Source organism: Nocardia sp. NPDC057663 (assembly GCF_042799895.1).
Classification (GTDB): Bacteria; Actinomycetota; Actinomycetes; order Mycobacteriales; family Mycobacteriaceae; genus Nocardia.
Window position 1 is genome coordinate 239,600 of record NZ_JBHVHX010000002.1, and the last position, 23,871, is coordinate 263,470.

Consider the following 23,871-nt stretch of genomic DNA (forward strand, 5'->3'; position numbering starts at 1 on the left):
CCCGCTACTCCCCGGACACGACGAAACCCCCCGCCGTGCTACACGGCGAGGGGTTTCGGCAGTGGGTGAAGCTACCGCGCGCTTACTCCGCGGCGGCGGTCTCCTCGGCGGGAGCGGCGGCCTCGGCCGACTCCTCCTCGACGGGGACCAGCGAGATCTTGCCGCGGTTGTCGATGTCGGCGATCTCCACGCGCAGCTTGTCGCCGACGTTGACCACGTCCTCGACCTTGGCGACGCGCTTGCCGCTGCCCAGCTTGGAGATGTGCACCAGGCCGTCACGGCCCGGCAGCAGCGAGACGAACGCGCCGAAGGCGGTGGTCTTGACGACCGTGCCCAGGAAGCGCTCGCCGACCTTCGGCAGCTGCGGGTTGGCGATCGCGTTGATCGCGTCGATCGCGGCCTGCGCCGACGGGCCGTCGGTCGCACCGACGAACACGGTGCCGTCATCCTCGATGGAGATGTTGGCGCCGGTCTCCTCGGTGATCTGGTTGATCATCTTGCCCTTGGGGCCGATGACCTCACCGATCTTGTCGACCGGGATCTTGATCGCGGTGACGCGCGGGGCGTACGGGCTCATCTCGTCCGGGGTGGCGATGGCCTCGGCCATCACGTCCAGGATGGTGGTGCGGGCGTCGTGCGCCTGGTTCAGCGCGCCGGCCAGCACCTGCGAGGGGATGCCGTCGAGCTTGGTGTCCAGCTGCAGGGCGGTGACGAAGTCACGGGTACCGGCAACCTTGAAGTCCATGTCGCCGAAGGCATCCTCGGCGCCGAGGATGTCGGTCAGCGCGACGTAGCGGACCTCGTCCTCACCCTTGTCGTTGGTGACGGTGTCCGACACCAGGCCCATGGCGATACCCGCGACCGGCGCCTTCAGCGGCACACCGGCGTTGAGCAGCGACAGGGTCGAGGCGCACACCGAACCCATCGAGGTGGAGCCGTTGGAGCTCAGCGCCTCCGAGACCTGACGGATGGCGTAGGGGAACTCCTCCTGCGAGGGCAGCACCGGCATCAGGGCACGCTCGGCGAGCGCGCCGTGGCCGATCTCGCGGCGCTTCGGCGAACCGACGCGGCCGGTCTCGCCGGTGGAGAACGGCGGGAAGTTGTAGTGGTGCATGTAGCGCTTGGTGGTCTCCGGGCCGAGCGAGTCGACCTGCTGGGCCATCTTCACCATGTCGAGGGTGGTGACGCCCATGATCTGGGTCTCGCCACGCTCGAAGATCGCCGAACCGTGGGCGCGCGGGATCACGTCGACCTCGGCGGAGAGCTCACGGATGTCGGCCAGACCGCGACCGTCGATGCGGAAGCCGTCGGTGAGGATGCGCTGACGCACCAGCTTCTTGGTGACCGAGCGGAACGCCGCGCCCAGCTCCTTCTCGCGACCGGCGAAGTCGTCACCGAGGCGACCGAGCACCTCGACCTTGATCTCGTCGATCTTGGCCTCGCGGGCCTGCTTGTCGGCGATGGACAGCGCCTCGTTCAGCTCACGCTTGGCGGTGCCCTCGACGGCCTCGAACACGTCGGCGCCGTACGGCGGGAAGAGCGGGAACTCCTCGGTCGGCTTGGCGGCCAGCTCGGCCAGGTCCGACTGCGCGCGGCACAGGCGGGCGATGAACGGCTTGGCGGCCTCGAGGCCCTCGGCCACGACGGCCTCGGTCGGCGCCTGCGCGCCGTCCTCGATCAGCGCGATGACCTTGTCGGTGGCCTCGGCCTCGACCATCATGATGGCGACGTCACCGGTCTCGGTGACGCGGCCCGCGACGACCATGTCGAACACGGCGCCCTCGAGCTGCTCCACCGTCGGGAACGCGACCCACTGGCCACCGATCAGGGCGACGCGCACGCCGCCGACCGGGCCGGAGAACGGCAGGCCGGAGATCTGGGTGGACGCCGAGGCGGCGTTGATGGCCACCACGTCGTACAGATCCTGCGGGTCCAGGCTCAGCACGGTGACCACGACCTGGATCTCGTTGCGCAGGCCGTCGACGAACGACGGGCGCAGCGGACGGTCGATCAGGCGGCAGGTCAGGATCGCGTCGGTGGAGGGGCGGCCCTCGCGACGGAAGAACGAGCCGGGGATGCGGCCCGCGGCGTACATGCGCTCTTCGACGTCGACCGTCAGCGGGAAGAAGTCGAACTGGTCCTTGGGGTGCTTACCGGCGGTGGTCGCCGACAGCAGCATGGTCTCGTCGTCCAGGTAGGCGACCACGGAGCCGGCGGCCTGCTTGGCCAGACGGCCGGTCTCGAAGCGGATGGTGCGGGTGCCGAAGCTACCGTTGTCGATCAGCGCGACCGACTCGAAAACACCGGGCTCGACCTCGACCGCAGTCGAAGTACGTTCAGTTGTCTGCGTCATTTTTCTTCTCTCGACCTCTCGTCTCGCCGGAGCGCAGCACCATGTGGGCGCGAACCGGCTATTCGTCAGCCGTACCGGACACGGACACGTGGAAACCCTCCTGGCTGCCACGCGCAGCACCCGGCCGTATCCCCTTGGAAGCGGCGACGCGGAGGCGGTCATCGATCGAAGCCCGACGGCGGTGAGGAACACGCCAGCCGAAAGGCCACTACCGAAGACCGACGCCACGCGGACGGATGCACACGGCTGTCACATGTTGTAGTGCACGCGGGAACCCGATGGTCCCCGAATACACGAATAGCCAACGAGAAGAAGTGTACTTCTTCCCATTGGCTACTCGCCGACCGCCTCAGCGGGGAGGCGTGTCGATGCAGATCAGCGGCGCAGGCCGAGACGCTCGATGAGCGAACGGTAACGCTCGATGTCCTTGGCCTGCAGGTACTTCGACAGGCGGCGACGACGACCGATCAGGGCCAGCAGGCCGTGCCGGGTGTGGTGATCGTGCTTGTGCTGCTTCAGGTGCTCGGTCAGGTCCGAGATCCGCTTCGACAGCAGCGCGATCTGCGCCTCCGGCGAGCCGGTGTCCTTCTCGTGCAGGCCGTATTCGGCCAGAATGGCCGACTTCTGCTCAGTGGTCAGCGCCATGCGGCATCGACTCCTATTTCTCAGTTCCGCGCTCGAAGTTCCGGTTACCCGGGAGGGGCGCCACCGCGGACCGCAGCAAACCCGAGGATCAACCTTACACGCGACGCTCGGCCGCCTCCGCGGCGGTCAGGATTTTGCGCGCGTTCTCGACATCGCGGCCCATGGCCTCGACCAAGTCGTCGATGGTGTCGAACTTGCGCATCCCGCGCAGCTGCTCGACGAAGTCGACCCCGACGTGCTGGCCGTACAGGTCGGCCTCGCCGTCGAGGACGAACGCCTCCACGGTGCGTGAGCGGCCGGAGAACGTCGGGTTGGTGCCGACCGAGATCGCGGCCATCGCGCGCTCGCCGGGCTCGACCGTGCCGATGACCGGGCCCTGCCCGAGGACCGTGAACCAGCCCGCGTACACGCCGTCGGCGGGGATCGCGGCGTGCATGGGCGGGGCGACGTTGGCGGTCGGGAAGCCGAGCCCGCGGCCACGGCCGTCGCCGTGCACGACGACGCCTTCGACGCGATGCGGGCGGCCCAGCGCTTCGGCGGCCGCCGTCATGTCGCCCGCGTCGACGCAGGCGCGGATGTAGGTCGAGGAGAAGGTGACGGCGTGCTCGCCGAGCAGGGTGACCCCGTCGACCTCGAAGCCGAAGCGGCTGCCGAGTTCGCGCATGGTGTCGACGGTGCCCGCGGCCTTCTTGCCGAAGGTGAAGTTGTCACCGACGACGACCTCGGTGACGTGCAGGCGTTCCACCAGCAGATCGTGGACGTACCCGGCCGGGGTGAGCTTCATGAAGTCGTGGGTGAACGGCATCACGCAGAACACGTCGATGCCCAGTTCCTCGGCGAGCTCGGCGCGCCGGGGCAGGGTGGTGAGCTGCGCGGGATGCGAACCGGGCCGCACCACTTCCATCGGGTGCGGATCGAAGGTCATCAGCACCGACGGAACACCCCGTTTCTTCGCCGCGGCCACCGCACGGCTGATCAGCTGCGCGTGCCCACGATGCACGCCGTCGAACACGCCGATCGTGAGGACGCAGCGCCCCCAGTCCGCGGGCACATCGTCGAGACTTCGCCATCTCTGCACAGAGCGAAGCCTACGCAAAGCGGTACGGGAACAGAATTCCGGTGTGAGAAGGATCCTCGCACCGCGCCGTGCCGTTCGCCGATGTGTCATTCGGGCCAGGGATGCCTAACATCAATGATGTGCCAGGTAAACGAGATGTCGCTACCCGCCGTGCGTCGACGCAGCTCGGTGAACAGGCCGAACTCGCTGCCACCGCGACGATCGCGCCTGAGTTGTCCGCGGTGGCACAGGACTATCTGAAGGTCATCTGGACCGCGCAGGAATGGTCCCAGGAGAAGGTGTCGACGAAGCTGCTCGCCGAGCGGATCGGGGTGTCGGCCTCGACGGTGTCGGAGGCCGTGCGCAAGCTGGCCGATCAGGGTCTGGTCGAACATGCCCGCTACGGTTCGATCACCCTCACCGAGCACGGCAGGCGCGCCGCGATCGCGATGGTGCGCAGGCATCGCCTGCTCGAGACGTTCCTGGTGAACGAACTCGGATACGGCTGGGACGAAGTGCACGACGAGGCCGAGGTGCTCGAGCACGCGGTCTCGGAACTGCTGATGTCGCGGATCGACGCGAAACTCGGCCACCCCGACCGCGACCCGCACGGCGACCCCATCCCGTCGGTCGACGGCGCCGTCCCCACTCCCCCGGCCCGCCGCCTCAGCGACTTCGCGGCAGGCGAATCCGGCCGGGTGGCCCGCATCTCCGACTCCGACCCCGCGATGCTGCGCTACTTCGATTCCGTCGGCATCGCCCTCGACACCGTGATCGAGGTCGAGGAGCGCCGTGATTTCGCCGGCACCATCGCGGTCCGCATCGCGGCCGCCGACACCCCGACCGAGCTGGGGACCCTTGCCGCCGAGGCGATCTGGCTCATCGACAGCGGGATCAGCAGTTGAAATAAGGCCGCAAGCGGTCGGGCACGCCGTCGGCGGCGGCCGTGTCCCAGCAGGTGGTGTGCGGGAACAGGACATACGTGGTCCAGGTTCCCGAGGTGCGGGTGATGATTCGCTGGTTGTCACCGGGGACGGTCCAGGAGATCACGGCCCACTGCCCGTCGCACTCGCTGATGTCGGCGGCCGGCGCGGGGTCGACGCCGAGTTCGGTCTCGATGGTGGATTCGGCGCAGGCCGGTGCCGGTTCGGGTGACGTGTCCTGGAAGCGGAGCTGCCCGGTGACGGTGGCGCCCTGGTCGACGAGGAAGAGCGTGTGCATGCCTTCCGGGACGGGGTCGGTGCCCGCGGGGGCCGTCATGCCGAAGCGGTAGCAGCCGGTCACGGTGGTGAAGGCGGCCAGCCCGGACGAGTCGGTGACGCCGTCCAGGCGGCGGGTTTCGGTGGTTTCGCCGACGGGGATGTCATGGCCGGCCGGGTCGCACGGCTGCTGGAGCGAAAGGTAGACGGGCACACCGGGAACCGGGAGGCCGGACAAAGTCGCGGTACGCAGGATGACGGTGCCGGTGGCCGGCGTGGGTGGCGGGCCGGGCGGTGCCGGGGTGGACGCAGACGGGCGGACGGTCGCCGCTGCGGTGGGTACACCGCGGGTGGGCGGGATCGCTACCGGCGCCGTCGACGAACTGGTCGTGCTGGATGGCCGGACGGGGCTCGACATCGCCGGTGCCTGGGGGTCGCCGCCGGTTCCACACCCGGCGAGCGCCAGTGTCACGCCGGCGATGACGCCGATCCAGGTCTTCTGCATCGCAGCCATGGCCCTACCCCTCCGATGCGATAGCTATACGTCCTGGCTATCGCCTGAAGTGGCGGGGGTGTTAGCGGTCGTCCAGTGCCCCTGACGCGGAAGCCGTGGGAATCAGCCGCGCACGCCCGGATTACTCAGCGCGACAGGAAGTCCAGCAGCACACGGAATTCCGGGAGAGACAGATACCCGTCGCCGTCCTGGTCGGCGGCGGTGAGCAGGTCGGCGGCCGGTTCCTCGATCCGCCCGCCGCCGACGTGGCGGATCAGCGAATCCAGCTCGGTGACGGAGATCCGCCCGTCGCCGTTGACGTCGAACACCCGGAACGCCGCCTCGGCGTCGTTCACCTCGATCCGCCCCTCGACGACAGCGGCGTCGAATTCGACACGGGAGACCAGGAAGTCGCCGTTGGTATCGACTGCGGCGACGAGCCGCTCGATCGCCGAGCGGTCGACATCGATACCGGCGGAACGGATTCCGGCCGCGATATCGTCCACCGACACCAGGCCGTCACCGTCACGGTCCCACAGCGCGAATGTGTCGACCTGTTCTGCACTCATCTCGCTACCCTTCCCCGCGATCGGCGATAACCATGGCGCCGACCGTCACCGCCACTGTACGTATCCGAGGGCCGACAAGTCCGGTGAGCCGGTGCAAGTCGGCCTTCCGCGAAGGTCAGTCGCCGATCCCCTGCGGGCGGACCACCATCACCGAGGCCGCGCGCTTACCGCTCTCCTCGAGCAGCGCGATGGCACGGCCGGCCGGATCGATCGCCGCGTACACGCCTTTGATGCCGATCGGTTCGAGCCAGCGGCCGTTGCGCAGGTCGTTCGCCTGGGACTCGTCGATGTCGCGGTGCGGGAACGCCGTGCGCACCGCGGTGTCGATATCGAGGCTGAGCAGCGGCTGTTCGGCGTCTGCGGCGGCGGCCAGTTGCTCCAGGGTGCTGGCGTGTTCGAGGGTGAACGGGCCGACCCTGGTGCGGCGCAACGCGGTCAGGTGTCCGCCGACGCCGAGGGCGGCGCCGAGGTCACGGGCGAGGGCGCGGATGTAGGTGCCCGAGGAGCATTCGACTTCCACGTCCAGGTCGACGAACTCACCGTCGGCGAGATCGCGGCGGGCCAGGATGTCGAAGCGCGACACGGTGACCGGACGCGCGGCGAGCTGCACGTCCTCGCCCGCGCGGGCACGGGCGTAGGCGCGTTCACCGTCGACCTTGATGGCGCTGACCGTGGCGGGCACCTGCTCGATATCGCCGGTCAGCGCGGCCACACCGGCCGCGATCTGCGCGTCGGTGAGGTGCAGCGCGGGCGTGGTCGCGGTGACCTCGCCCTCGGCGTCGTCGGTGATCGTGGCCTGACCGAGCCGGATGGTCGCCGTGTACGCCTTGGTGGTGAGGATCAGCTGCCCGAGCAGCTTCGTCGCCCGCTCCACGCCGAGCACCAGGACACCGGTGGCCATCGGATCGAGGGTGCCCGCGTGGCCGACCTTCTTGGTGCGCAACAGTTTCCGGCTGCGCGCGACGACATCGTGGCTGGTCCAGCCGCCGTCCTTGTCGACGATCACCAGCCCGCCGAGCTGGTCGACCGCGGGCGTGCGCGCGGCCATCAGCCGTGCGCGATCGCGGTCAGGATCAGCCCGTCGGCGATCAGCCAGCGGCCGTCGAACGAGGTCAGCGGGGCGCCGCCGTCGTTCGTCGTACCGGGGACGAGCAGCTTCGTGTGGAACGTTCCCGAGCCGGAATCGGCGGTGCGGGAATCGATCTCGAAGGTGATGTGCGCGTCCTCGAAGCCGAGCCAGCGCAGGGTCAGCGGGAACCAGGCCTTGTAGGTGGCCTCCTTCGCGCAGAACAGCAGACGATCCAGGTGCAGGTCGCCTGCGGGCGCGGACGCCAGCCAGTCACGTTCGGCGGGCAGGCTCACCGATTCGAGCACGCCTTCGGGCAGCGCGCCGTGCGGTTCGGCGTCGATGCCGACCGAGCGGAACCGCAACGCGTGCGCCATGGCGGCCGCGCGATAGCCGTCGCAGTGGGTCAGGCTGCCGACCACACCGCGCGGGAACAGCGGCATGCCGCGCTCCCCTTTACCGATCGCCACCGGCGGCTCACCGAGCTGCTCGAGCGCCAGCCGCGCGCAGTGCCGGGCACCGATGAAGTCGCGACGCCGCTTCTCGACCGACTTGGCGATGAGATGCTCCTCGGCCGGGTGCGCCTTCAGGTCCTCCGGGTACGCCAGCAGCTCCGCAGCGGCTACCCCAGACGGCAGAATATTCTGAATCATCGGGAACCAGCGTAATCGGTGCCGTAGCTCGCCGTCCGACCGCAGCCGCTGTTGCCTGTTGCACTCAGTGCTGCGGCGTCGGCCGAGGCCACAGCTGCACACCCCGCGAGAGCCAGGTCCGGCGGCCGTTGCTGCCCGGCGGCCGTCTGCCCGCCGACCACCGGTGCCGGAGCGCGGTGCGGCTAGTGCAGCAGCGGGTCAGATGCCCCGGCGCCGGTCGGCTTTCGCGCGCATCTCGGCGGCCGCGGCTTCCATCTCCGGGGTCACCGTGAAGTGGCCGCCCCAGGCATTGAGGTCGCCGTCCGCGTAGACGGGTTCCGGCAGGATCTGGCGCAGCAGGGGCTCGGGCATGCCGCGGCGCTTCCACTCGCGGGGGTAGCCGAGGGAGACCTCTTCGAAGCGGACGCCGTCGTAGTAGGTGGTGCGCGGGATGTGCAGGTGGCCGTAGACCGAGCAGACCACGTTGTAGCTGGTGTGCCAGTCGGCGGTGAGGTCGGTGCCGCACCACATCGAGAACTCGGGGTAGAACAGGATCTCGGTGGGCTGGCGGACCAGCGGGAAGTGGTTGACCAGCACCACCGGGGTGTCGGCGCCCAGTGCGTCGAGGCGGCGCTGGGTGTACTGCACGCGGGCGTGGCACCAGGCGTCGCGGGTGAGGTACGGGTCGGGCCTCAGCAGGAATTCGTCGGTGGCGACGACATTGCGCTCACGCGCGACGGCCAGGCCCTTGGCCTTGGTGGTGGTCCCGTCGGGCAGCCACGAGTAGTCGTAGAGCAGGAACATCGGCGCGATGGTGACGCGGCCGCCGTACAGCTCGGCGCCGGATCCGGTCCACACCGGGAACGGGTCCTCCGGTGTCACGACGTCGAGGTCACGGCACATCGCGACGAGGTAGTCGTAGCGGGCGGCGCCGTGCATCTGCACCGGATCCTTGGGCGTGGTCCACAGCTCGTGGTTGCCCGGCACCCAGATGACCTTCGCGAACCGGCCACGCAGCAGCTCGAGCGCCCATCGGACCTCCTCGGCCTTCTCGCCCACGTCACCCGCCACGATCAGCCAGTCCTCCGGCGAATCCGGCTGGATCTGCTCCACCACCGGCTTGTTGCCCTGATGTCCCACGTGCACATCGCTGACCGCCATCAACTTCGGAATCACCTGTCCACAGTGGCATACGCGCGCGGCGGCGCGTCCGTGGGGCGCGGCAGCGCCCCTGTCCACGCTGACGCGGATCAGACGCGGAACAGGCCGTCGACGAAGGTCAGCACGCGATCGCGCGAGGCTTCCTCGATCTCCTCGTGCGAGACCGAGTACATCTCGAAGTCGACCTGGGTACCCGAGGCGCGCAGCTGGGAGAGCAGGGCGAAGGTCATCGGGATCGGGACGACGGTGTCGGTGGCGCCGTGGGTGATCAGCACCGGCTCCTGGTAGCCGGCGGTCGGGGCGACCATGTAGTCGCGCAGGCCGGTCCCGATGCCGTTGTCCGCCATCGGTTTCGCGAGCACCGACCCGAGCGACATACCGGCGGAGAGCTTGTCGAAGTCCTGCACGCACCTGGTGGAGATGGCGTCGACGAGGGCCCGGCCCGGTTCGCTGAGGTGACCGTTGACATCGAGATCGGGACGGGCCGCGCGCAGCCCGGCGAGCATGCCGGCGAACGGGCCGGTGAGCCGGTCGACCATCGGCAGGTTGGGCACCTGCGGACCCACCTGGGCGAGGATGTTCTCGTAGTTGGACTCCGGCGCCATCGCCACGGTGCCGCGGAAATCGAGGTCCGGTGCGTAGCCGGTGGCGAGATTCCCTGTGGCCAGCGCGGCGTGCCCGCCCTGCGACGAGCCGACGACAGCCCACGTGTTCGACAGCGCGGGCACCGCGGATCGCGCCGCCTTGACCAGGTCGACGGTCGCCGTCGCCTCGGTGCGCGTGTGCAGGTACGGGTGGACGGTCCGCGAGTTCGGGGACAACCCGACGTAGTCCGGGGCGACCACGGCCCAGCCGCGATCCAGGAATGCCTGCAGCAGCGGCCGGTCGTGGGCCGCCTTCGTCGTGGTGATGCCGCACTGCGAACCGAGCCCACTGGTGCCGTGATCCCACGCCACGATCGGGTAGCCGCCGGCCGGTGCGGGCGAGTCGGGGAGCAGCACCAGCCCGGCGCCGTCGACCAGTCCGCCGGTCGGTCCTTCGGTGCGGTAGTCCACGATCGCCGCCCGCGACCAGTCACCCCAGCCTGCGGGCTGGTCGACGTGCGCGAGGAGCGCGCCGGTGCCTTCCGGTGCCGCCTGCGCGGCGGGTATCCCCACCCCGGCTCCGACCACCAGCGCCGCCGCACCGGCCGCCCAGCGCAGGCCGACATTCCTCGAAAACACGTCCAGCACCGCTACTTCGCCTCCATCATCGGCTCGAAGTCATCCGTTCCGACGGTAGTGCGACATCGCCATCGGGGTGATCGGTGTGACGAGCGCCACTCTCTTTCAGGCGGCTCCGCTCGGCACATCGGCGCCGACACGAGCCCAGCGGCCGGAGCGGGCTCGGGCGACGACGGCGATCAGGCGCAGCAGCATGAAGGCGACCAGGCCGGACCAGATCCCCGCCACACCCCAGTCGAAAACGAGGGACAGCCAGATCAGCGGGAGGAAACCGAGGAGAGCGGCGGCGAGCGTGGCGGTGCGGAGAAACGCGGCGTCGCCCGCGCCGAGGAGGACGCCGTCGAGGGCGAAAACCGCGCCCGCCACGGGGATCATGGCGACGAAGAACCACCAGACGACCTGCGTGCGATCGAGGACCTGCGCGTCGTCGGTGAACAGCAGCGGGATCACGCCCGCACCGGCGGCGAAGACCGCGGCCAGGACCACCGCGAAGATCACCGACCAGCCGGTGACGCGGCGGGCGATGCCCTTCGCACCCCGTGCGTTGCCCGCGCCGAGAGTGGCGCCGACGAGGGTCTGGGCGGCGATGGCGAGCGAATCCAGGGTCAGCGCGAGGAAGTTCCACAGTTGCAGGACCAGCTGGTGGGCGGCGACGGACGCGGCGCCGAAGCGGGCGGCGACCGCGGCGGCGGAGACGAAGCACACCTGGAACGACAGGCTGCGCACGATGAGATCCCGGCCGAGCACCAGTTGCGCGCGCATCACGGCGGGGCGTGGACGCAGCGAAACCCGTTCCCGCAGCAGCGCAGAGACGAACAGGGCGCCGGACACGAGCTGCCCGGCGAGATTCGCCACCGCCGAACCGGCCAGTTCCATCCGCGGCGCACCGAGCAGCCCGTACACCAGCACCGGGCACAGCACCGCCGACAGTGCCAGTCCCGCAACCACATACATCAGCGGGCGGTGCACGTCCTGGACACCACGCATCCAGCCGTTGCCCGCCATCGACAGCAGGATCAGCGGTACACCGCACAGCGCGATCCGCACCCAGATCAGCGCCTCGTCGGCGATCTCGCCACCGCCGGCGATCGCCGCGCACAGCGGGCCCGCGAACAGCTGCACCACCAGCACGATGAGCACGCCGATCGCCGCCCCCACCCAGCTCGCCTGCACGCCTTCCCCGACCGCACCCGCCCGGTCGCCCGCGCCGTGCCGTCGCGCCGCGCGCGCGGTCGTGCCGTACGACAGGAATGTCAGCTGGGTGCTGACCGTACCCACGATGACACCGCCGACGGCCAGCCCGGCCAGCGCCAGCGCGCCGAGCCTGCCGACGATCGCCATGTCGAACAGCAGATACAGCGGCTCGGCCACGAGGACCCCGAGCGTGGGCAGCGCGATCCCGAGAATCCGGCGCGGACCTGCCTGATACTCCGGATCATCGATGGAACTCACGCCCGACCTCCCCGTCGATGGGCGCCACGTTCCGGCGCACGCCAGTGCTGATCACGGCCGATGGTCGCACACCGCACCGACAAGCCCTCGACGACGGCACGGCGCGCGCCGCAGTCGCCTAGGCACACGGGACTGTTTCCGGTGAAGTCGCGCGATGCGCGCACCGACGCGGCATTATTGGTCACCCGCCCAGTTGCTGCCGGTGCGACCGCACCGCACGCTCAGGCGAGCGAACACCGCGGACTTCCTGTTCGCCCGAACCACCGAGGACGATCGACCATGGCGATGGCGAACCGATGGCGCATGATCACGGCCTTTGCCCTGGTCGGCGCGGCCACTCAGCTGGTGTGGCTCACCTACGCACCGGTGACGACCGTCGCCGCCGAGCATTTCGGCGTCTCCGAATCCGCCGTCGGCTGGCTGGCGAACATGTTCCCGCTGCTCTACGTGGTCCTCGCGGTGCCGGCGGGCATCCTGCTCGACCGCTGGTTCCGGCCTGCCCTGATCGCCGGTGCCGTGCTCACCGCGCTCGGCGCAGGCGTGCGGTTGCTCCACGACGGGTTCGCGATGGCGCTCCTCGGGCAGACTGTCGTCGCCGTGGCGCAGCCGTTGGTGCTCAATGCGATCACCGGCATCGCCGGGCACTATCTCGACGAGAAGGACCGGCCGACCGGAATCGCCGTCGGTACGGCGAGCACGTTCGCCGGGATGGCCGCCGCCTTCGTCCTCGGCGCGGCACTACCCGCGGAATCCCAGCTCGGAACACTGACGGCGATCGGCGCGCTGTTCGCCGGCGCGGCCGCCGTCTGGCTGACGGTCGAGCTGGTCCGAGCGGGACGCGGACCGGCGGCGAATACACAACAGACGTCGCCGTCCGCGCTGCGCGCCACGCTCGGCGACAGCTATGTGCGCAGGCTGTGCATCGCGGTGTTCTTCCCGTTCGGCACCTTCGTCGCGCTGGCCACCTACGGTCAGGCGCTGCTGGAACCCGCGGGCGTCAGCGCCGATGCCGCCAGCATCGTGCTGCTGATCAACGTCCTCGCTGGCGTCGTCGGATGCGCGGTGGTGCCGGTCGCGGTGCTGCGTCGCGGTGTGGAGCTGCCCGCGGTCATGGCCGGCCTCACGGCCAGCGCGCTCGCCTGTCTGCTCGTCGCCGTGGCACCGGGGCTCGCCACCGGATTCCTGGCCTTCGTCCTGATCGGCCTCACGCTGTTGCCCGCGCTGCCGATCGTCCTCACCATGGCCGAACGCCACACCGGGGCGGCCGAAGGCACGGCGGCCGGACTGATCTGGATGACCGGCAACCTCGGCGGCCTGGTCGTCGCCGGTGCCACCGGACTGCTCGTCGACCGACCGGCACTCGCTTTCGGATTGTGTGCTGCCACAACAATTCTGGGAGTCCCGCTGACCATGCGCCTGCGCCGCACACCAGTCCGGGTCGGCTGATCGTCATCCGGTCGGCAGGGCCGTCACTCGCCTGCGCCGGGCCGGATGGCCGGGCCGTCGCCCGCCCGAGCCAGACGATCGGCTGGACTATCACCAGCCTGGGCGATCGCTCGCCTGGACCGGGCCGATCAGCGGGGCCGTCCCGCCTTCGCTGGACCGGACGTCCGGTGGCCGACTCAGCGGTCAGCCGAGCGCGGTGACCAGCGCCTGCACCACGTCAGCCGCGTTGCCGTAGGTCGTGTACCCCGCCGCGAACCGGTGCCCACCCCCGCCGAACGATCCGGCGATCGCGGCGACATCCACACCGTCGGCAGCGCCGGGCGCGGAGTCGCGGGAGCGCAACGAGACGGTCCACCGGTCGTTCTGGCCGCGAGCTTCCTTGAAGACGGCCGCGATCCCCGCTTCGGCGGTAGTGCGGACGACGTCGATCACGCTCTCCACCTCTTCAGGCCCGACATCATGGGTGTCGGCGGCGCGCACCAGCGCATAGACCAGCCCGACGCCGGCGGCCGACGGGACGACGACGGCCGTCGACAGCACCTTCGACAGCATCGGCAGCCACGAGAAGGGGTGGGTATCGAGCAGGACACGGGTGATCTCGGCGCCATCGATTCCGGTGGCGAGCAGCCGCTCGGCCATGGCATGGCTACCGGTGCGAGCCCAGCGGAACGACCCGGTGTCGGTCACCAAGCCCGCGAACAGGCAGTGCGCGATGGGGGCGTCGATCGGGATGCCCCACGCGTCGAGCAGGCGGGTCACCAGTTCGGTGGTCGACGCCGCCGACTCGTCGATCAGGTCGACGGTGCCGAACCCGTCGTTGGCGCGATGATGATCGATGACCAGCGTCGTCGCCGCACCGGGCAACCGGTCGGCGAGCGCGCCCAGCCTGCTGCGGGCACCACAATCGACGACCACCAGCAGGTCGACTTCGAGCGGCACCTCGGCGGGCGCCACCAGCAGATGACCGCCGGGCAGTGTCCGCAGCGAGGCGGGCAGTTCGGCGGGCTCGGCGAACGACACGGCCACCGGCACGCCCTTGCGCTCCAGCGCCAATGCCAGCGCGAGCCCGCTGCCGATGGTGTCGGCGTCGGGCTGCACGTGACACAGCACCGTCACCGAACGCGCCGCCGCTACTGCGGCGACGGCTGCATCCAGCACGGTCGCGTCACGGACGCTGGTCATGGGGGTTACTCGTCGCCGTCGTCGTCGCGATCGGCCTTGTACGGGTCGGCCTCACCCGCGTGGGTCGCGTTGGCCGCGACCTTGGCGACCTCGTCGTCGATGGCGCGAGCCCGGGCCAGCAGCTCCTCCATCTCGCGGGCCGCGTCGGGCACCTTGTCCAGCGTGAACGACAGGATCGGGGTGAACTTCACCCCGGTGCCCGCACCCACCTTGGACCGCAGGACGCCCTTGGCCGCGTCCAGACCGGCGGCCGCGGCCGCGTAGTCGGGTTCGGTGTCGAGCGTCTCGCCCATCACCGTGTAGAACACCGTTGCCTCGCGCAGATCGCCGGTCACCTTGGCATCGGTGACCGTGACGAACCGCAGCCGCGGATCCTTGATCTCGTACTCGATCGCGGTGGCCACGATCGCGGAAATCCGCTTGGCGAGTCGGCGTGCCCTGGCTTGATCCACCATGGGTCTGTCCTCCTCTACTCAGTCCTCGGGTCCGAAGATCCGGCGGCGTACTGCCAGCAACTCTATCTCCGGACGGGCGGCAACGTGCCGCTCACACTTGTCGAGCACCTCGTTCAGGTGCCCGGTTTCCGCACTGACCATCGCCACCCCGAGCAGTGCCCGGCGGTGCAGGTCCTGATCTCCCGCCTCGGCGGCGTGCACGGCGAATCGCTTCTGCAGCTCGGCGAGAATCGGGCGGATCACCGACCGCTTCTCCTTGAGCGAATGCACGTCACCGAGCAGTAGATCGAATTCGAGCGCACCGATGTACAGCGGTGCTCACCTCCTGGTAGATGGATTGCCCGCATGACCACACGCCGCACCCGAAGCATCGGATGCGGCGTGTGGAACGGTGTGCGTTATCAGTCGCGCGGCTTCTCGCGCAGCTCGTACGCCTCGATGATGTCGCCGTCCTTGATGTCGTTGTAGGTCACGGTCATACCGCACTCGAAACCTTCGCGCACCTCGGTGGCGTCGTCCTTCTCCCGCTTGAGCGAGGAGATGGTCATCGTCTCGGCGACCACCCTGCCGTCGCGGATCAGGCGCGCCTTGGCGTTGCGCTTGACCGAACCCGACAGGACCATGCAGCCAGCGATGTTGCCGACCTTCGACGAACGGAAGATCGCGCGGATCTCCGCCCGGCCCAGCTCGACCTCTTCGTAGATCGGCTTGAGCATGCCCTTGAGGGCCTTCTCGATCTCGTCGATGGCCTGGTAGATCACCGAGTAGTACCGGATGTCGACGCCCTCGCGGTTGGCCAGCTCGGTGGCCTTGCCCTCCGCACGGACGTTGAAGCCGATGATGATCGCGTTCGAGGCCGACGCCAGGTTGACGTTGGTCTCGGTGACGCCACCGACACCGCGGTCGATGACGCGCAGACGCACCTCGTCGTCGATCTCGATGCCGAGCAGGGCCTCTTCGAGGGCCTCGACGGTACCGGAGTTGTCGCCCTTGAGGATCAGGTTGAGCTCCGAAGTCTCCTTCAGGGCGGCATCCAGATCTTCCAGGCTGATCCGCTTGCGGCTGCGCGCGGCCAGTGCGTTGCGCTTGCGCGCATTGCGGCGGTCGGCGATCTGGCGAGCGATCCGGTCCTCGTCGACCACGAGCAGGTTGTCGCCTGCGCCGGGCACCGAGGTGAAACCGATGACCTGGACGGGCCGCGACGGCAGGGCCGCCTCGACGTCGTCGCCGTGCTCGTCGACCATGCGGCGCACGCGACCGTAGGCGTCGCCCGCCACGATCGAGTCGCCGACGCGCAGCGTGCCGCGCTGGATGAGCACGGTGGCCACCGGGCCACGGCCGCGGTCGAGGTGCGCCTCGATGGCGACACCCTGGGCGTCCATGTCCGGGTTGGCCCGCAGGTCGAGCGAGGCGTCGGCGGTCAGCAGGACCGCTTCCAGCAGCGCGTCGATGTTGGTGCCCTGCTTGGCCGAGATGTCGACGAACATGGTGTCGCCACCGTATTCCTCGGTCACCAGGCCGTATTCGGTCAGCTGCTGCCGGATCTTGTCCGGGTTCGCGCCTTCCTTGTCGATCTTGTTGACCGCCACCACGATCGGCACGTCGGCCGCCTGGGCGTGGTTGATCGCTTCCACCGTCTGCGGCATGACGCCGTCGTCGGCCGCGACCACGAGGATCGCGATATCGGTGGCCTTCGCACCACGGGCACGCATGGCGGTGAACGCCTCGTGACCCGGGGTGTCGATGAAGGTGATCAGGCGCTCGTCGCCGTTGAGATCGGTCAGCACCTGGTAGGCGCCGATGTGCTGGGTGATGCCACCGGCCTCGCCCTCACGGACGTTGGCCTTACGGATCGTGTCCAGCAGTCGGGTCTTACCGTGGTCGACGTGACCCATGACGGTCACGACCGGCGGACGCTGCTCGAGGTCTTCCTCGCCGCCGGCGTCCTCGCCGTAGGTGAGATCGAACGATTCCAGCAGCTCGCGGTCTTCGTCCTCGGGGCTGACGACGTGGACGACGTAGTTCATCTCGCTGCCGAGCAGCTCGAGGGTCTCGTCGTTCACCGACTGGGTCGCGGTGACCATCTCGCCGAGGTTGAACAGCGCCTGCACGAGGGCAGCCGGGTTCGCGTCGATCTTCTCGGCGAAGTCCGACAGCGAGGCGCCGCGGGCGAGACGGATGATCTCGCCGTTGCCGCGGGGCAGCCGCACGCCACCGACGGCGGGCGCCTGCATGTTCTCGTATTCGGCGCGCTTCGCCCGCTTCGACTTACGGCCACGACGCGGAGCGCCACCGGGACGACCGAACGCGCCCGCTGCGCCACCACGGCCACCGGGACCACCCGGACGACCGCCGCCGCCACCGGGACGACCACGGAAGCCACCGGCCGCGGGTGCACCGGCACCCTGACCTGCACCGGGGGCACCGCCACCGCCACCGCGGTAGCCGCCACCGCCGCCGCCACCGGGACGACCTGCGCCGCCACCGGGAGCGCCGCCGGGACGACCCGGACGGCCACCGGCCGCCGGACCCGGACGCGCGGAACGCTGGGGCATGGCACCGGGGTTCGGACGCGGAGGCATCGAACCCGGGGTGGGGCGCGGACCACCGGGACGCGGGGCACCGCCCTGCGCGGCGGCCGGACGCGGACCACCCTGACCCTGACCGGGGCGGGGACCGCCCTGACCGGGAGCAGGACGCGGACCACCCTGGCCGGGAGCCGGACGGGGACCGCCCTGACCCGGAGTCGGACGCGGGCCACCCTGCGGGGCGGGACGCGGCGCCGGACGCTCACGGTCCGGGGCGGAGCTGAACGGGTTGTTGCCGACGCGCGGGGTCTTCGGGCCGGGCTTCGGGCCGGGACCGGCCGGACGCGGGGCCTGGGCACCCGGTGCGGGCTGGCCCGGACGGGCCTGACCTGCGGCGGGCTGACCCGGACGCGGTGCGCCGGGGGCCGGACGCGGACCGGGCGCGGGGGCGGCACCGGCCGGCTTGGCGGCAGGCGCGGACTGCGCGGCTGCGGGGGTGGGACGAGCGGCCGGAGCCGGCTTCACCTCAGCCTGCGCGGCCGGTTCGGCGGGCGCCGGAGCGATCGGTGCCGCGGGGGCGACAGCGGCGGGGGCCGCCGGAGCCGGACGCGGACCGGGACGCGGACCGCCCGGGGTGGGCTTGGCAGCCGGACGGGCTGCTTGGGACGGACCGGGACGGGCCGCCGGCTTCGCGTCGGCCGCCGGGGCGGACTTCGACGCGAGCGATTCGCGCAGACGACGTGCGACGGGTGCTTCCACCGTCGAGGACGCCGACTTCACGAACTCGCCTTGCTCCTTGAGCTTCGCGAGTAGTTCCTTGCTCGTGACACCGAGTTCTTTGGCCAACTCGTGCACGCGGGCCTTGCCTGCCACTGCTCTCCTCACTGAGAGGTCGGGCAGTGACGCCGCCTAGGGAAGGCGGGCCCGCACGACCTCGGGTTATCTCCGATGGACGTTCATCGTTGGTGCTTCACGGTGTGCTCATGAGTGCTCGTGCCTGTTCTCGAGGTACTGCTCCAGGGCTGAGATATCCAGATTTCCGGACACTCGTAGGGCTCTGCCGAATGCTCGGCGCCGCTCTGCGGAACGCAGACAAGCTGAAACGGGGTGCAGCCAGGCACCCCGTCCGGGAAGTCTGCGCCGCGGATCGGGAACGATCGCAACAGCCGAGGCCCCGGTAGAACCGGTGTCCCGATGCTGCGCCACGATCCGCAACAGTTCGGCAGACGGCTCGCGTTGACGGCATCCGATACAGGTTCGAACGGATTGCGCGGGCCGGTCTTCTACCCACTCTACCGGTGACCCGGTCATAACGACGAACCCCTCCCCTTCCGAAGTTACGAACATGTCATCCGGGGGTCGGGATTCCCGAATTTCGATCAACTACGGTGCGCCTCCGGCCGGACCGAGTCGCCCGGTTCCGGAGCCGCGTCGCTGCGGATATCGATACGCCAGCCGGTCAGACGGGCGGCCAGGCGGGCATTCTGGCCCTCCTTGCCGATCGCCAGCGACAGCTGGAAGTCCGGCACGATCACCCGCGCCGCCCTGGCCTCCGGATCGACGACGGTGACCGAAACCACCTTCGACGGCGAGAGCGCATTGCCGACGAAGGTCGCCGGGTCCTCGGCGTAATCGATGATATCGATCTTCTCGCCCGCCAGCTCGCTCATCACGTTGCGCACGCGCTGGCCCATCGGGCCGATGCACGCGCCCTTGGCGTTCACGCCGGGCACGGTGGACCGCACGGCGATCTTGGAGCGATGACCCGACTCGCGGGCCACCGCGACGATCTCCACCGAGCCGTCGGCGATCTCGGGCACCTCGAGCGAGAACAGCCTGCGCACCAGGTTCGGGTGCGTGCGCGAGAGCTGGATCTGCGGGCCACGCGGACCACGGGAGACGCCGTAGACGTAGCACTTGATCCGGTCGCCGTGCTCGTAGGTCTCCCCCGGCACCTGCTCGGCGGGGGGGATCAGGCCCTCGGCGCCGTGGGCCTCGCTACCGATCCGGACCACCACGATGCCGCGGGCGTTGGCCCTGGCGTCGCGCTGGACCACACCGCCGACGATGTCGCCCTCATGGGTCGAGAACTCGCCGAAGGACTTCTCGTTCTCGGCATCCCGCAGCCGCTGCAGCACCACCTGGCGAGCGGTGGTCGCGGCGATGCGGCCGAACCCCTCGGGGGTGTCGTCCCATTCGGAGACGAGGTTGCCGTCTGCGTCGATTTCACGCGCCATCACCCTGACCACACCGGTCTTCTGGTTGATGTCGATGTAGGCGTTGGGCTGATGGCCCTCGGTATGCCGATAAGCGGTGAGCAGCGCCGACTCGATCGCCGAGATCACGGTCTCGATGGGGATGCCCTTGTCGGCGACGATCGCCCGCAAGGCTTCGATTTCGATATTCATTCCGCAACCCCTTCGGTGGGAGAGTCACTGTGTTGGCCTGCAGCGGCGAGGTCGGCGGGCTCTTCGCCCGGTACGGGTCGACCCGTGGCGATGCCGCCGGCGAGTTCGAGTTCGGCGGCGCCCGGCGCGTTGAACTCGACCTGGACCACCGCGGAGGCGATGTCGGCGAGCGGCACGTGCACCCGGTGCGGCTTGTTCTTGCCACCGAGGACGAGCGCCACGGTGCCGTCGTCGGCGAGCAGGCCGACCCGCGCTTCGAAGCGGGCCTTGCCCTCGACCGGTTCGGCGCCCTCGCGCAGCGCGAGTTTCACCTTGCGTCCCTGGGCCCGTCGCCAGTGCCGCTCGGCGGTCAGCGGCCGGTCGACGCCGGGGGTGGTCACTTCGAGCAGGTAGGCGGATTCGCCGAAGTCGCCCGCTTCGTCGAGCAGCTCGGACATCTCCCGGCTGAGCTCGGCGATGGCGTCCAGATCGGCCGGACCGTCGCTGTCGACGGTGACCTTCAACCGAACCGGCGCCAATTCGTCTTTGCCCGCAGACGCGATCGCAACGCCCTCGAGGTCGAATCCCCGGCGTGCGACGAGCTCAGCGACGAGCTGGCTCACCCTTTCCTCGGTGGGCATCGGCATATGGGCGGCTCCTGGTTCAGTTGTGACGCGATCGGAAATTTCTACGCCGAAGGTCTAGCGTAACGCGCTCCGAGAGTGTAAAGGACCAGCCACTGGGCGTCGCGCACCGGTCCGCCCCGGCGTGCCTCGTCGTGTCGCGACGCGGGCGGGCCACCGTCGGCGGATCTGGCACGATGGTGTTCGTGCCCTTCCGCCATACCGCCCCGCCGAGCGCCGGGCGACCTTCCGGCATGCGCTCCGACCGGCACGAATCCCGCCCGATGACGGTCGAGTCGTCCGGCCTGGTCGCCCCGCAGCACACCGGATCGATATCCCCCGCAGCCCCCGCGCTGCCGACCTCGGCCGCACCGGCACACCGGCATTCGGCCGCTCAGCACCCAACCGCAGCCTTCATGGCGCGGGGCGGCTGGCGGCGCCGCTCTGTGCTGCGGCTCGTCGGCACGACCGCCGTCGGGCTGCCGGCACTGACCGCACTGGCCGCCTGCGCCGAGGACGACACCGTGTACGCCCCGGATCCGCTTGCCGCGCAAGAGGTTCTGGCCCGCGCCGACGCCGCGGCCGCCCAGGCCGCCATCGCGCTCGCACCCCAGTACCAGGCGGCGCTGTCCACCATCGCGACCGAGCGCGGCGCCCACGCCGACGCCCTGCGCACCGAAATCGACCGGGTGATCGGCGTCTACGGCGACGGCACCACCCCGGTGCACCGCACCGGTGAGATCACCGTGCCCGGCCCGGACGGGCGACCGGTGCCCGCGTCGGCCGTCCAGACCCCCGCCCAGCCGCTCACGATCGCGCAGCTGCGCGATCAGCTGGTCCGCTCCCAGCAGTCCGCCGCCGCCCTGGCCCGCACCGAATCCGGTTACCGCGCAGGGCTGCTGGCGTCGATCAGCGCGGCCTGCGCCACCGAGGCAGGAGTTCTGCTGACATGACCGATCAACGTCAGGCGCTGCAGGGCGCACTCGACAGCGAATACGCCGCCGTCTACTCCTACGGCGTCATCGCGGCCTACGCCAATGCCGACCGGGCCCGTCTGGTCGCCGAGTTCAGCGCCGCGCACCGGGCCCGCCGCGACGCCACCATCGAACTGCTCGAGGCGGGCGGCACCGCGCCCGAGGCACCGGACGCCGCCTACAACCCGCCGTTCCCGGTCAACGATCCGATCCCCGCGGCCAACCTGGCGGTCGCGGTCGAATCCGATTGCGCCGCCGCGTGGTACGCCGTCGTGGAACGGGCATCCGACGAGTCGGTGCGCGCCACCGCGACCGAGGCGCTCACCGAGTCCGCGGTGCGCCGGGCCCGCTGGCAGGCGATCCTGGGCGCGAATCCGGTGACCACGGCTTTTCCCGGCCGCACCGCGGTCTAGCCGCCCGCAGATCCGGGCATCGGCTCCTCCTGCACCGGGACGCGCCTCCGGCGGTACAGCGACCTGCCCCACGTGACGGATGTCGGCCGCCCCGCCCGAGGCGAGGCGGCCGAACCGTATCGACTACGGGCGCATCGAGTAGGCGCCGTCGTAGGACTCCGCCTGCTGCCACACCCGGTTGAAGCGCTCGGCGTCGGCGACGGGGCTGCGCAGAGCGCCGATGGCCCATTCACGCTGAGCCTCGGTGACCGTCGGCTTACCGAGCAGAGCGGTGGCCTGGGTGTTGAAGTCGCGGATCTGGAAGTCGAAGATCTGGGCGAGCACGTCGCGGTCGAGCCCGGTGAGCTCGGCCTGCTCGAGGATCAGCTGGCCGTAGACCACCGTGGAGAACAGGTGGCCGATGGTCAGCATGAAGTCCAGGTCCTTCTGCTGATCGGCGTCGGGCGCCGCGGTGAGCAGCAGGGTGCGCAGCGCCTGCGCCTGCTCGTAGAACCGGCCGACATTGGGCACGTCGGCGGCCTGCTCGTAGGCCGGGGTCCAGTCGGCGAACTGCACCTTGCCCGCGCCGCGTGCCGGGCCCTGCTTCCAGAAGAACTCCTGGTCGCCCGGCGCCAGGTCGGTGCCGATCGCCGGGTACTCCTTCGGGTTGAGCAGGTAGTTCGGCATGAACTTCAGGATCTGGCCGACGTTGACGTGCACCGTGCCCTCGAGCCGGGGCAGGTGGTTGATGTAGCGGGAGGCCTGCGCGAAGTAGGTGGCCTTCTCGAAGCCCTTGGCCGCCAGCACATCCAGCAGCAGGGTCATCGCGACCTCGCCCTCGGAGGTCACCTTGGACTTGGTCATCGGGTTGAACAGCAGGTAGCGGCGGTCCTCGAGGGAGGCGCTGCGGAAGTAGTCCACCGCGCGGTCGCTGAACAGCTTCATCGCGATCAGACGCGCGTAGGCGTCGACGAAATTGCCACGCACGTGGGCGAAGTCGGTGACCGGGTTGCCGTAGAGGATGCGGTTGTTGGCGTGGGTGATGGCCTCGAAGAACGAGTGCTCGACCATGCCGATGCTGCCGTGGCAGAGGTTGAACTTGCCGACGTTGACGGTGTTCAGCGCGGCCGAGAAGCCCTCGGGCCCTTCGTGCAGCACGTCGGCGGCGGTCACCGGGTAGTTCTCCAGCCGGAAGTGGCTGACATACATCTGACCGTGGATGACGCTCTCGATCAGGTGGTAGTTGTCGTGGCGGCTGTCGGCGGCGAACCAGATGTAGCCCTCGGCGCCCTCGACATCGGCGCGGCGGGAGAACACCGACACCATCGAGGCGACGTTGCCGTTGCCGATGTAGTACTTCTCGCCGTTGGCGCGGAACAGGATGCCCGCCTCGGCGTCGGCGCTGCCCGGCTCGCTCGGGGTCAGGATCAGGTCGGTGTTGTAGATGTCGGCGCCGTGGTCGCGCTCGGACAGCGCGAACGCCATGACCTGACCCTCGTCCAGGTCGGCGGCCGCCTTGCGCTTGGCGATCTCGTTGTCGCTCTGCCAGATCGGGCCCAGGCCCAGGATGGTGACCTGCTCGGCGTACCAGTACGCCAGGCCGTAGAAGCCGAAGATCTCCGCCAGCGCCGCGTTGCGAGCGGCGTCCCAGCGCTTGTTCGGGTCACCGTCGGCGTAGGCGGCCGGGGTCAGGAAGGTCGCGAACAGCTTCTCCTTCGCGACGAAGTCGAGGAACTCCTCGGTCCACACCGCGTCGCGGTCGTCGGCCAGCAGCTGCGCCTTGCCCCTGGACTCGAACCACTCGATGGTGGCGCGCAGCAGCCGCCGCGTCTCGGCATCGAAGTGCTGCGGGTCGTAGGTGGCGGGGTTGAACAGCAGGCTAGGCGAACTCGTCATGGGAGCTAACTTAGCAGCGCCGCCACGCCGCCACGCCGAGCCTCGAGGCTATGACCTGCAGGTTTCCCCTACGTAGGCGTAAGTTCCCCGGGGCACAGCAGCGGCGCCCGACAACCCGAAAACGACCATCGCGCCGCC

General features: G+C 69.7%; 22 protein-coding genes. 4 read left to right on the plus strand and 18 right to left on the minus strand.

Features of this window, described 5'->3' with window-relative positions:
- Window positions 1-82: 82 nt before the first annotated feature.
- The 3 genes from ACFVAV_RS05750 to ACFVAV_RS05760 all read right to left on the minus strand — a co-directional run bounded on the left by ACFVAV_RS05750 (window position 83) and on the right by ACFVAV_RS05760 (window position 4,076).
- The gene (locus ACFVAV_RS05750; RefSeq protein ID WP_379030575.1) at window positions 83-2,353 is read right to left on the minus strand and encodes a polyribonucleotide nucleotidyltransferase; all 2,271 of its coding nucleotides are present in this window, start codon (window positions 2,351-2,353) and stop codon (window positions 83-85) included.
- 375 nt (window positions 2,354-2,728) lie between these two features.
- On the minus strand, window positions 2,729-2,998 hold the full coding sequence (rpsO, locus tag ACFVAV_RS05755; RefSeq protein ID WP_019048089.1) for a 30S ribosomal protein S15: 270 nt from the start codon (window positions 2,996-2,998) through the stop codon (window positions 2,729-2,731).
- 94 nt (window positions 2,999-3,092) lie between these two features.
- Window positions 3,093-4,076, minus strand: a complete 984-nt coding sequence (locus ACFVAV_RS05760; protein ID WP_379030578.1) for a bifunctional riboflavin kinase/FAD synthetase — start codon at window positions 4,074-4,076, stop codon at window positions 3,093-3,095.
- A gap of 101 nt (window positions 4,077-4,177) precedes the next feature.
- Here ACFVAV_RS05760 and ACFVAV_RS05765 point away from each other — a divergent pair, with 101 nt between their 5' ends.
- Window positions 4,178-4,960 (plus strand): metal-dependent transcriptional regulator, encoded by a 783-nt coding sequence (locus ACFVAV_RS05765; RefSeq protein WP_379030581.1) that lies wholly within the window; start codon window positions 4,178-4,180, stop codon window positions 4,958-4,960.
- Here ACFVAV_RS05765 and ACFVAV_RS05770 read toward each other — a convergent pair.
- The 7 genes from ACFVAV_RS05770 to ACFVAV_RS05800 form a co-directional block, all read right to left on the minus strand.
- Window positions 4,950-5,768, minus strand: coding sequence for a hypothetical protein (locus ACFVAV_RS05770; RefSeq protein WP_379030584.1), 819 nt, complete (start codon window positions 5,766-5,768; stop codon window positions 4,950-4,952). The genes ACFVAV_RS05765 and ACFVAV_RS05770 overlap by 11 nt on opposite strands.
- Window positions 5,769-5,893: 125 nt before the next feature.
- Window positions 5,894-6,316 (minus strand): EF-hand domain-containing protein, encoded by a 423-nt coding sequence (locus ACFVAV_RS05775; RefSeq protein WP_379030587.1) that lies wholly within the window; start codon window positions 6,314-6,316, stop codon window positions 5,894-5,896.
- 115 nt (window positions 6,317-6,431) lie between these two features.
- Window positions 6,432-7,364 carry a tRNA pseudouridine(55) synthase TruB gene (truB, locus tag ACFVAV_RS05780; RefSeq protein WP_379030590.1) on the minus strand — a complete coding sequence of 311 codons (933 nt, stop codon included), beginning with the start codon at window positions 7,362-7,364 and terminating at the stop codon, window positions 6,432-6,434.
- The gene (gene npt, locus ACFVAV_RS05785; RefSeq protein WP_379030592.1) at window positions 7,364-8,035 is read right to left on the minus strand and encodes a 4'-phosphopantetheinyl transferase Npt; all 672 of its coding nucleotides are present in this window, start codon (window positions 8,033-8,035) and stop codon (window positions 7,364-7,366) included. The genes truB and npt overlap by 1 nt, the downstream gene beginning before the upstream one ends.
- Window positions 8,036-8,233: 198 nt before the next feature.
- Window positions 8,234-9,175, minus strand: a complete 942-nt coding sequence (locus ACFVAV_RS05790; protein ID WP_379031792.1) for a metallophosphoesterase family protein — start codon at window positions 9,173-9,175, stop codon at window positions 8,234-8,236.
- Window positions 9,176-9,264: 89 nt separating this feature from the next.
- Window positions 9,265-10,398 carry a lipase family protein gene (locus ACFVAV_RS05795; protein WP_379030595.1) on the minus strand — a complete coding sequence of 378 codons (1,134 nt, stop codon included), beginning with the start codon at window positions 10,396-10,398 and terminating at the stop codon, window positions 9,265-9,267.
- A gap of 105 nt (window positions 10,399-10,503) precedes the next feature.
- Window positions 10,504-11,850, minus strand: a complete 1,347-nt coding sequence (locus ACFVAV_RS05800; protein ID WP_379030598.1) for an MATE family efflux transporter — start codon at window positions 11,848-11,850, stop codon at window positions 10,504-10,506.
- Between the two features lie 279 nt (window positions 11,851-12,129).
- On the opposite strand from ACFVAV_RS05800, the gene ACFVAV_RS05805 reads away from it, so the two are divergent.
- Complete coding sequence (locus ACFVAV_RS05805; protein ID WP_379030601.1) at window positions 12,130-13,296, plus strand: MFS transporter; 1,167 nt, start codon at window positions 12,130-12,132, stop codon at window positions 13,294-13,296.
- 183 nt (window positions 13,297-13,479) lie between these two features.
- Here ACFVAV_RS05805 and ACFVAV_RS05810 read toward each other — a convergent pair whose 3' ends face one another.
- From ACFVAV_RS05810 to rimP, 7 genes are all read right to left on the minus strand, one after another.
- Window positions 13,480-14,478, minus strand: coding sequence for a bifunctional oligoribonuclease/PAP phosphatase NrnA (locus ACFVAV_RS05810; RefSeq protein ID WP_379030604.1), 999 nt, complete (start codon window positions 14,476-14,478; stop codon window positions 13,480-13,482).
- Between the two features lie 5 nt (window positions 14,479-14,483).
- Complete coding sequence (gene rbfA, locus ACFVAV_RS05815; RefSeq protein ID WP_189024213.1) at window positions 14,484-14,933, minus strand: 30S ribosome-binding factor RbfA; 450 nt, start codon at window positions 14,931-14,933, stop codon at window positions 14,484-14,486.
- Between the two features lie 18 nt (window positions 14,934-14,951).
- A complete protein-coding gene (locus ACFVAV_RS05820) occupies window positions 14,952-15,245 on the minus strand; it encodes a DUF503 domain-containing protein (protein ID WP_379031795.1) in 294 nt (97 codons plus the stop codon).
- 89 nt (window positions 15,246-15,334) lie between these two features.
- Window positions 15,335-18,334 carry a translation initiation factor IF-2 gene (infB, locus tag ACFVAV_RS05825; RefSeq protein WP_379030608.1) on the minus strand — a complete coding sequence of 1,000 codons (3,000 nt, stop codon included), beginning with the start codon at window positions 18,332-18,334 and terminating at the stop codon, window positions 15,335-15,337.
- Between the two features lie 108 nt (window positions 18,335-18,442).
- Window positions 18,443-18,772: a YlxR family protein gene (locus tag ACFVAV_RS05830; RefSeq protein WP_379030611.1), complete on the minus strand. Its 330-nt coding sequence runs from the start codon at window positions 18,770-18,772 to the stop codon at window positions 18,443-18,445.
- Between the two features lie 68 nt (window positions 18,773-18,840).
- Window positions 18,841-19,869, minus strand: coding sequence for a transcription termination factor NusA (nusA, locus tag ACFVAV_RS05835; RefSeq protein ID WP_379030614.1), 1,029 nt, complete (start codon window positions 19,867-19,869; stop codon window positions 18,841-18,843).
- Window positions 19,866-20,495, minus strand: a complete 630-nt coding sequence (gene rimP, locus ACFVAV_RS05840; RefSeq protein WP_379030617.1) for a ribosome maturation factor RimP — start codon at window positions 20,493-20,495, stop codon at window positions 19,866-19,868. Before rimP ends, nusA begins: the two co-directional genes overlap by 4 nt.
- Before the next feature lie 182 nt (window positions 20,496-20,677).
- Here rimP and ACFVAV_RS05845 point away from each other — a divergent pair, with 182 nt between their 5' ends.
- Window positions 20,678-21,424 (plus strand): hypothetical protein, encoded by a 747-nt coding sequence (locus ACFVAV_RS05845; protein ID WP_379030620.1) that lies wholly within the window; start codon window positions 20,678-20,680, stop codon window positions 21,422-21,424.
- On the plus strand, window positions 21,421-21,858 hold the full coding sequence (locus tag ACFVAV_RS05850) for a ferritin-like domain-containing protein (RefSeq protein WP_379030623.1): 438 nt from the start codon (window positions 21,421-21,423) through the stop codon (window positions 21,856-21,858). The genes ACFVAV_RS05845 and ACFVAV_RS05850 overlap by 4 nt, the downstream gene beginning before the upstream one ends.
- A 123-nt stretch (window positions 21,859-21,981) precedes the next feature.
- Here the strand turns inward: ACFVAV_RS05850 and ACFVAV_RS05855 are convergent, their stop codons facing one another.
- The gene (locus ACFVAV_RS05855) at window positions 21,982-23,733 is read right to left on the minus strand and encodes an acyl-CoA dehydrogenase family protein (RefSeq protein WP_379030626.1); all 1,752 of its coding nucleotides are present in this window, start codon (window positions 23,731-23,733) and stop codon (window positions 21,982-21,984) included.
- Window positions 23,734-23,871: the final 138 nt, after the last annotated feature.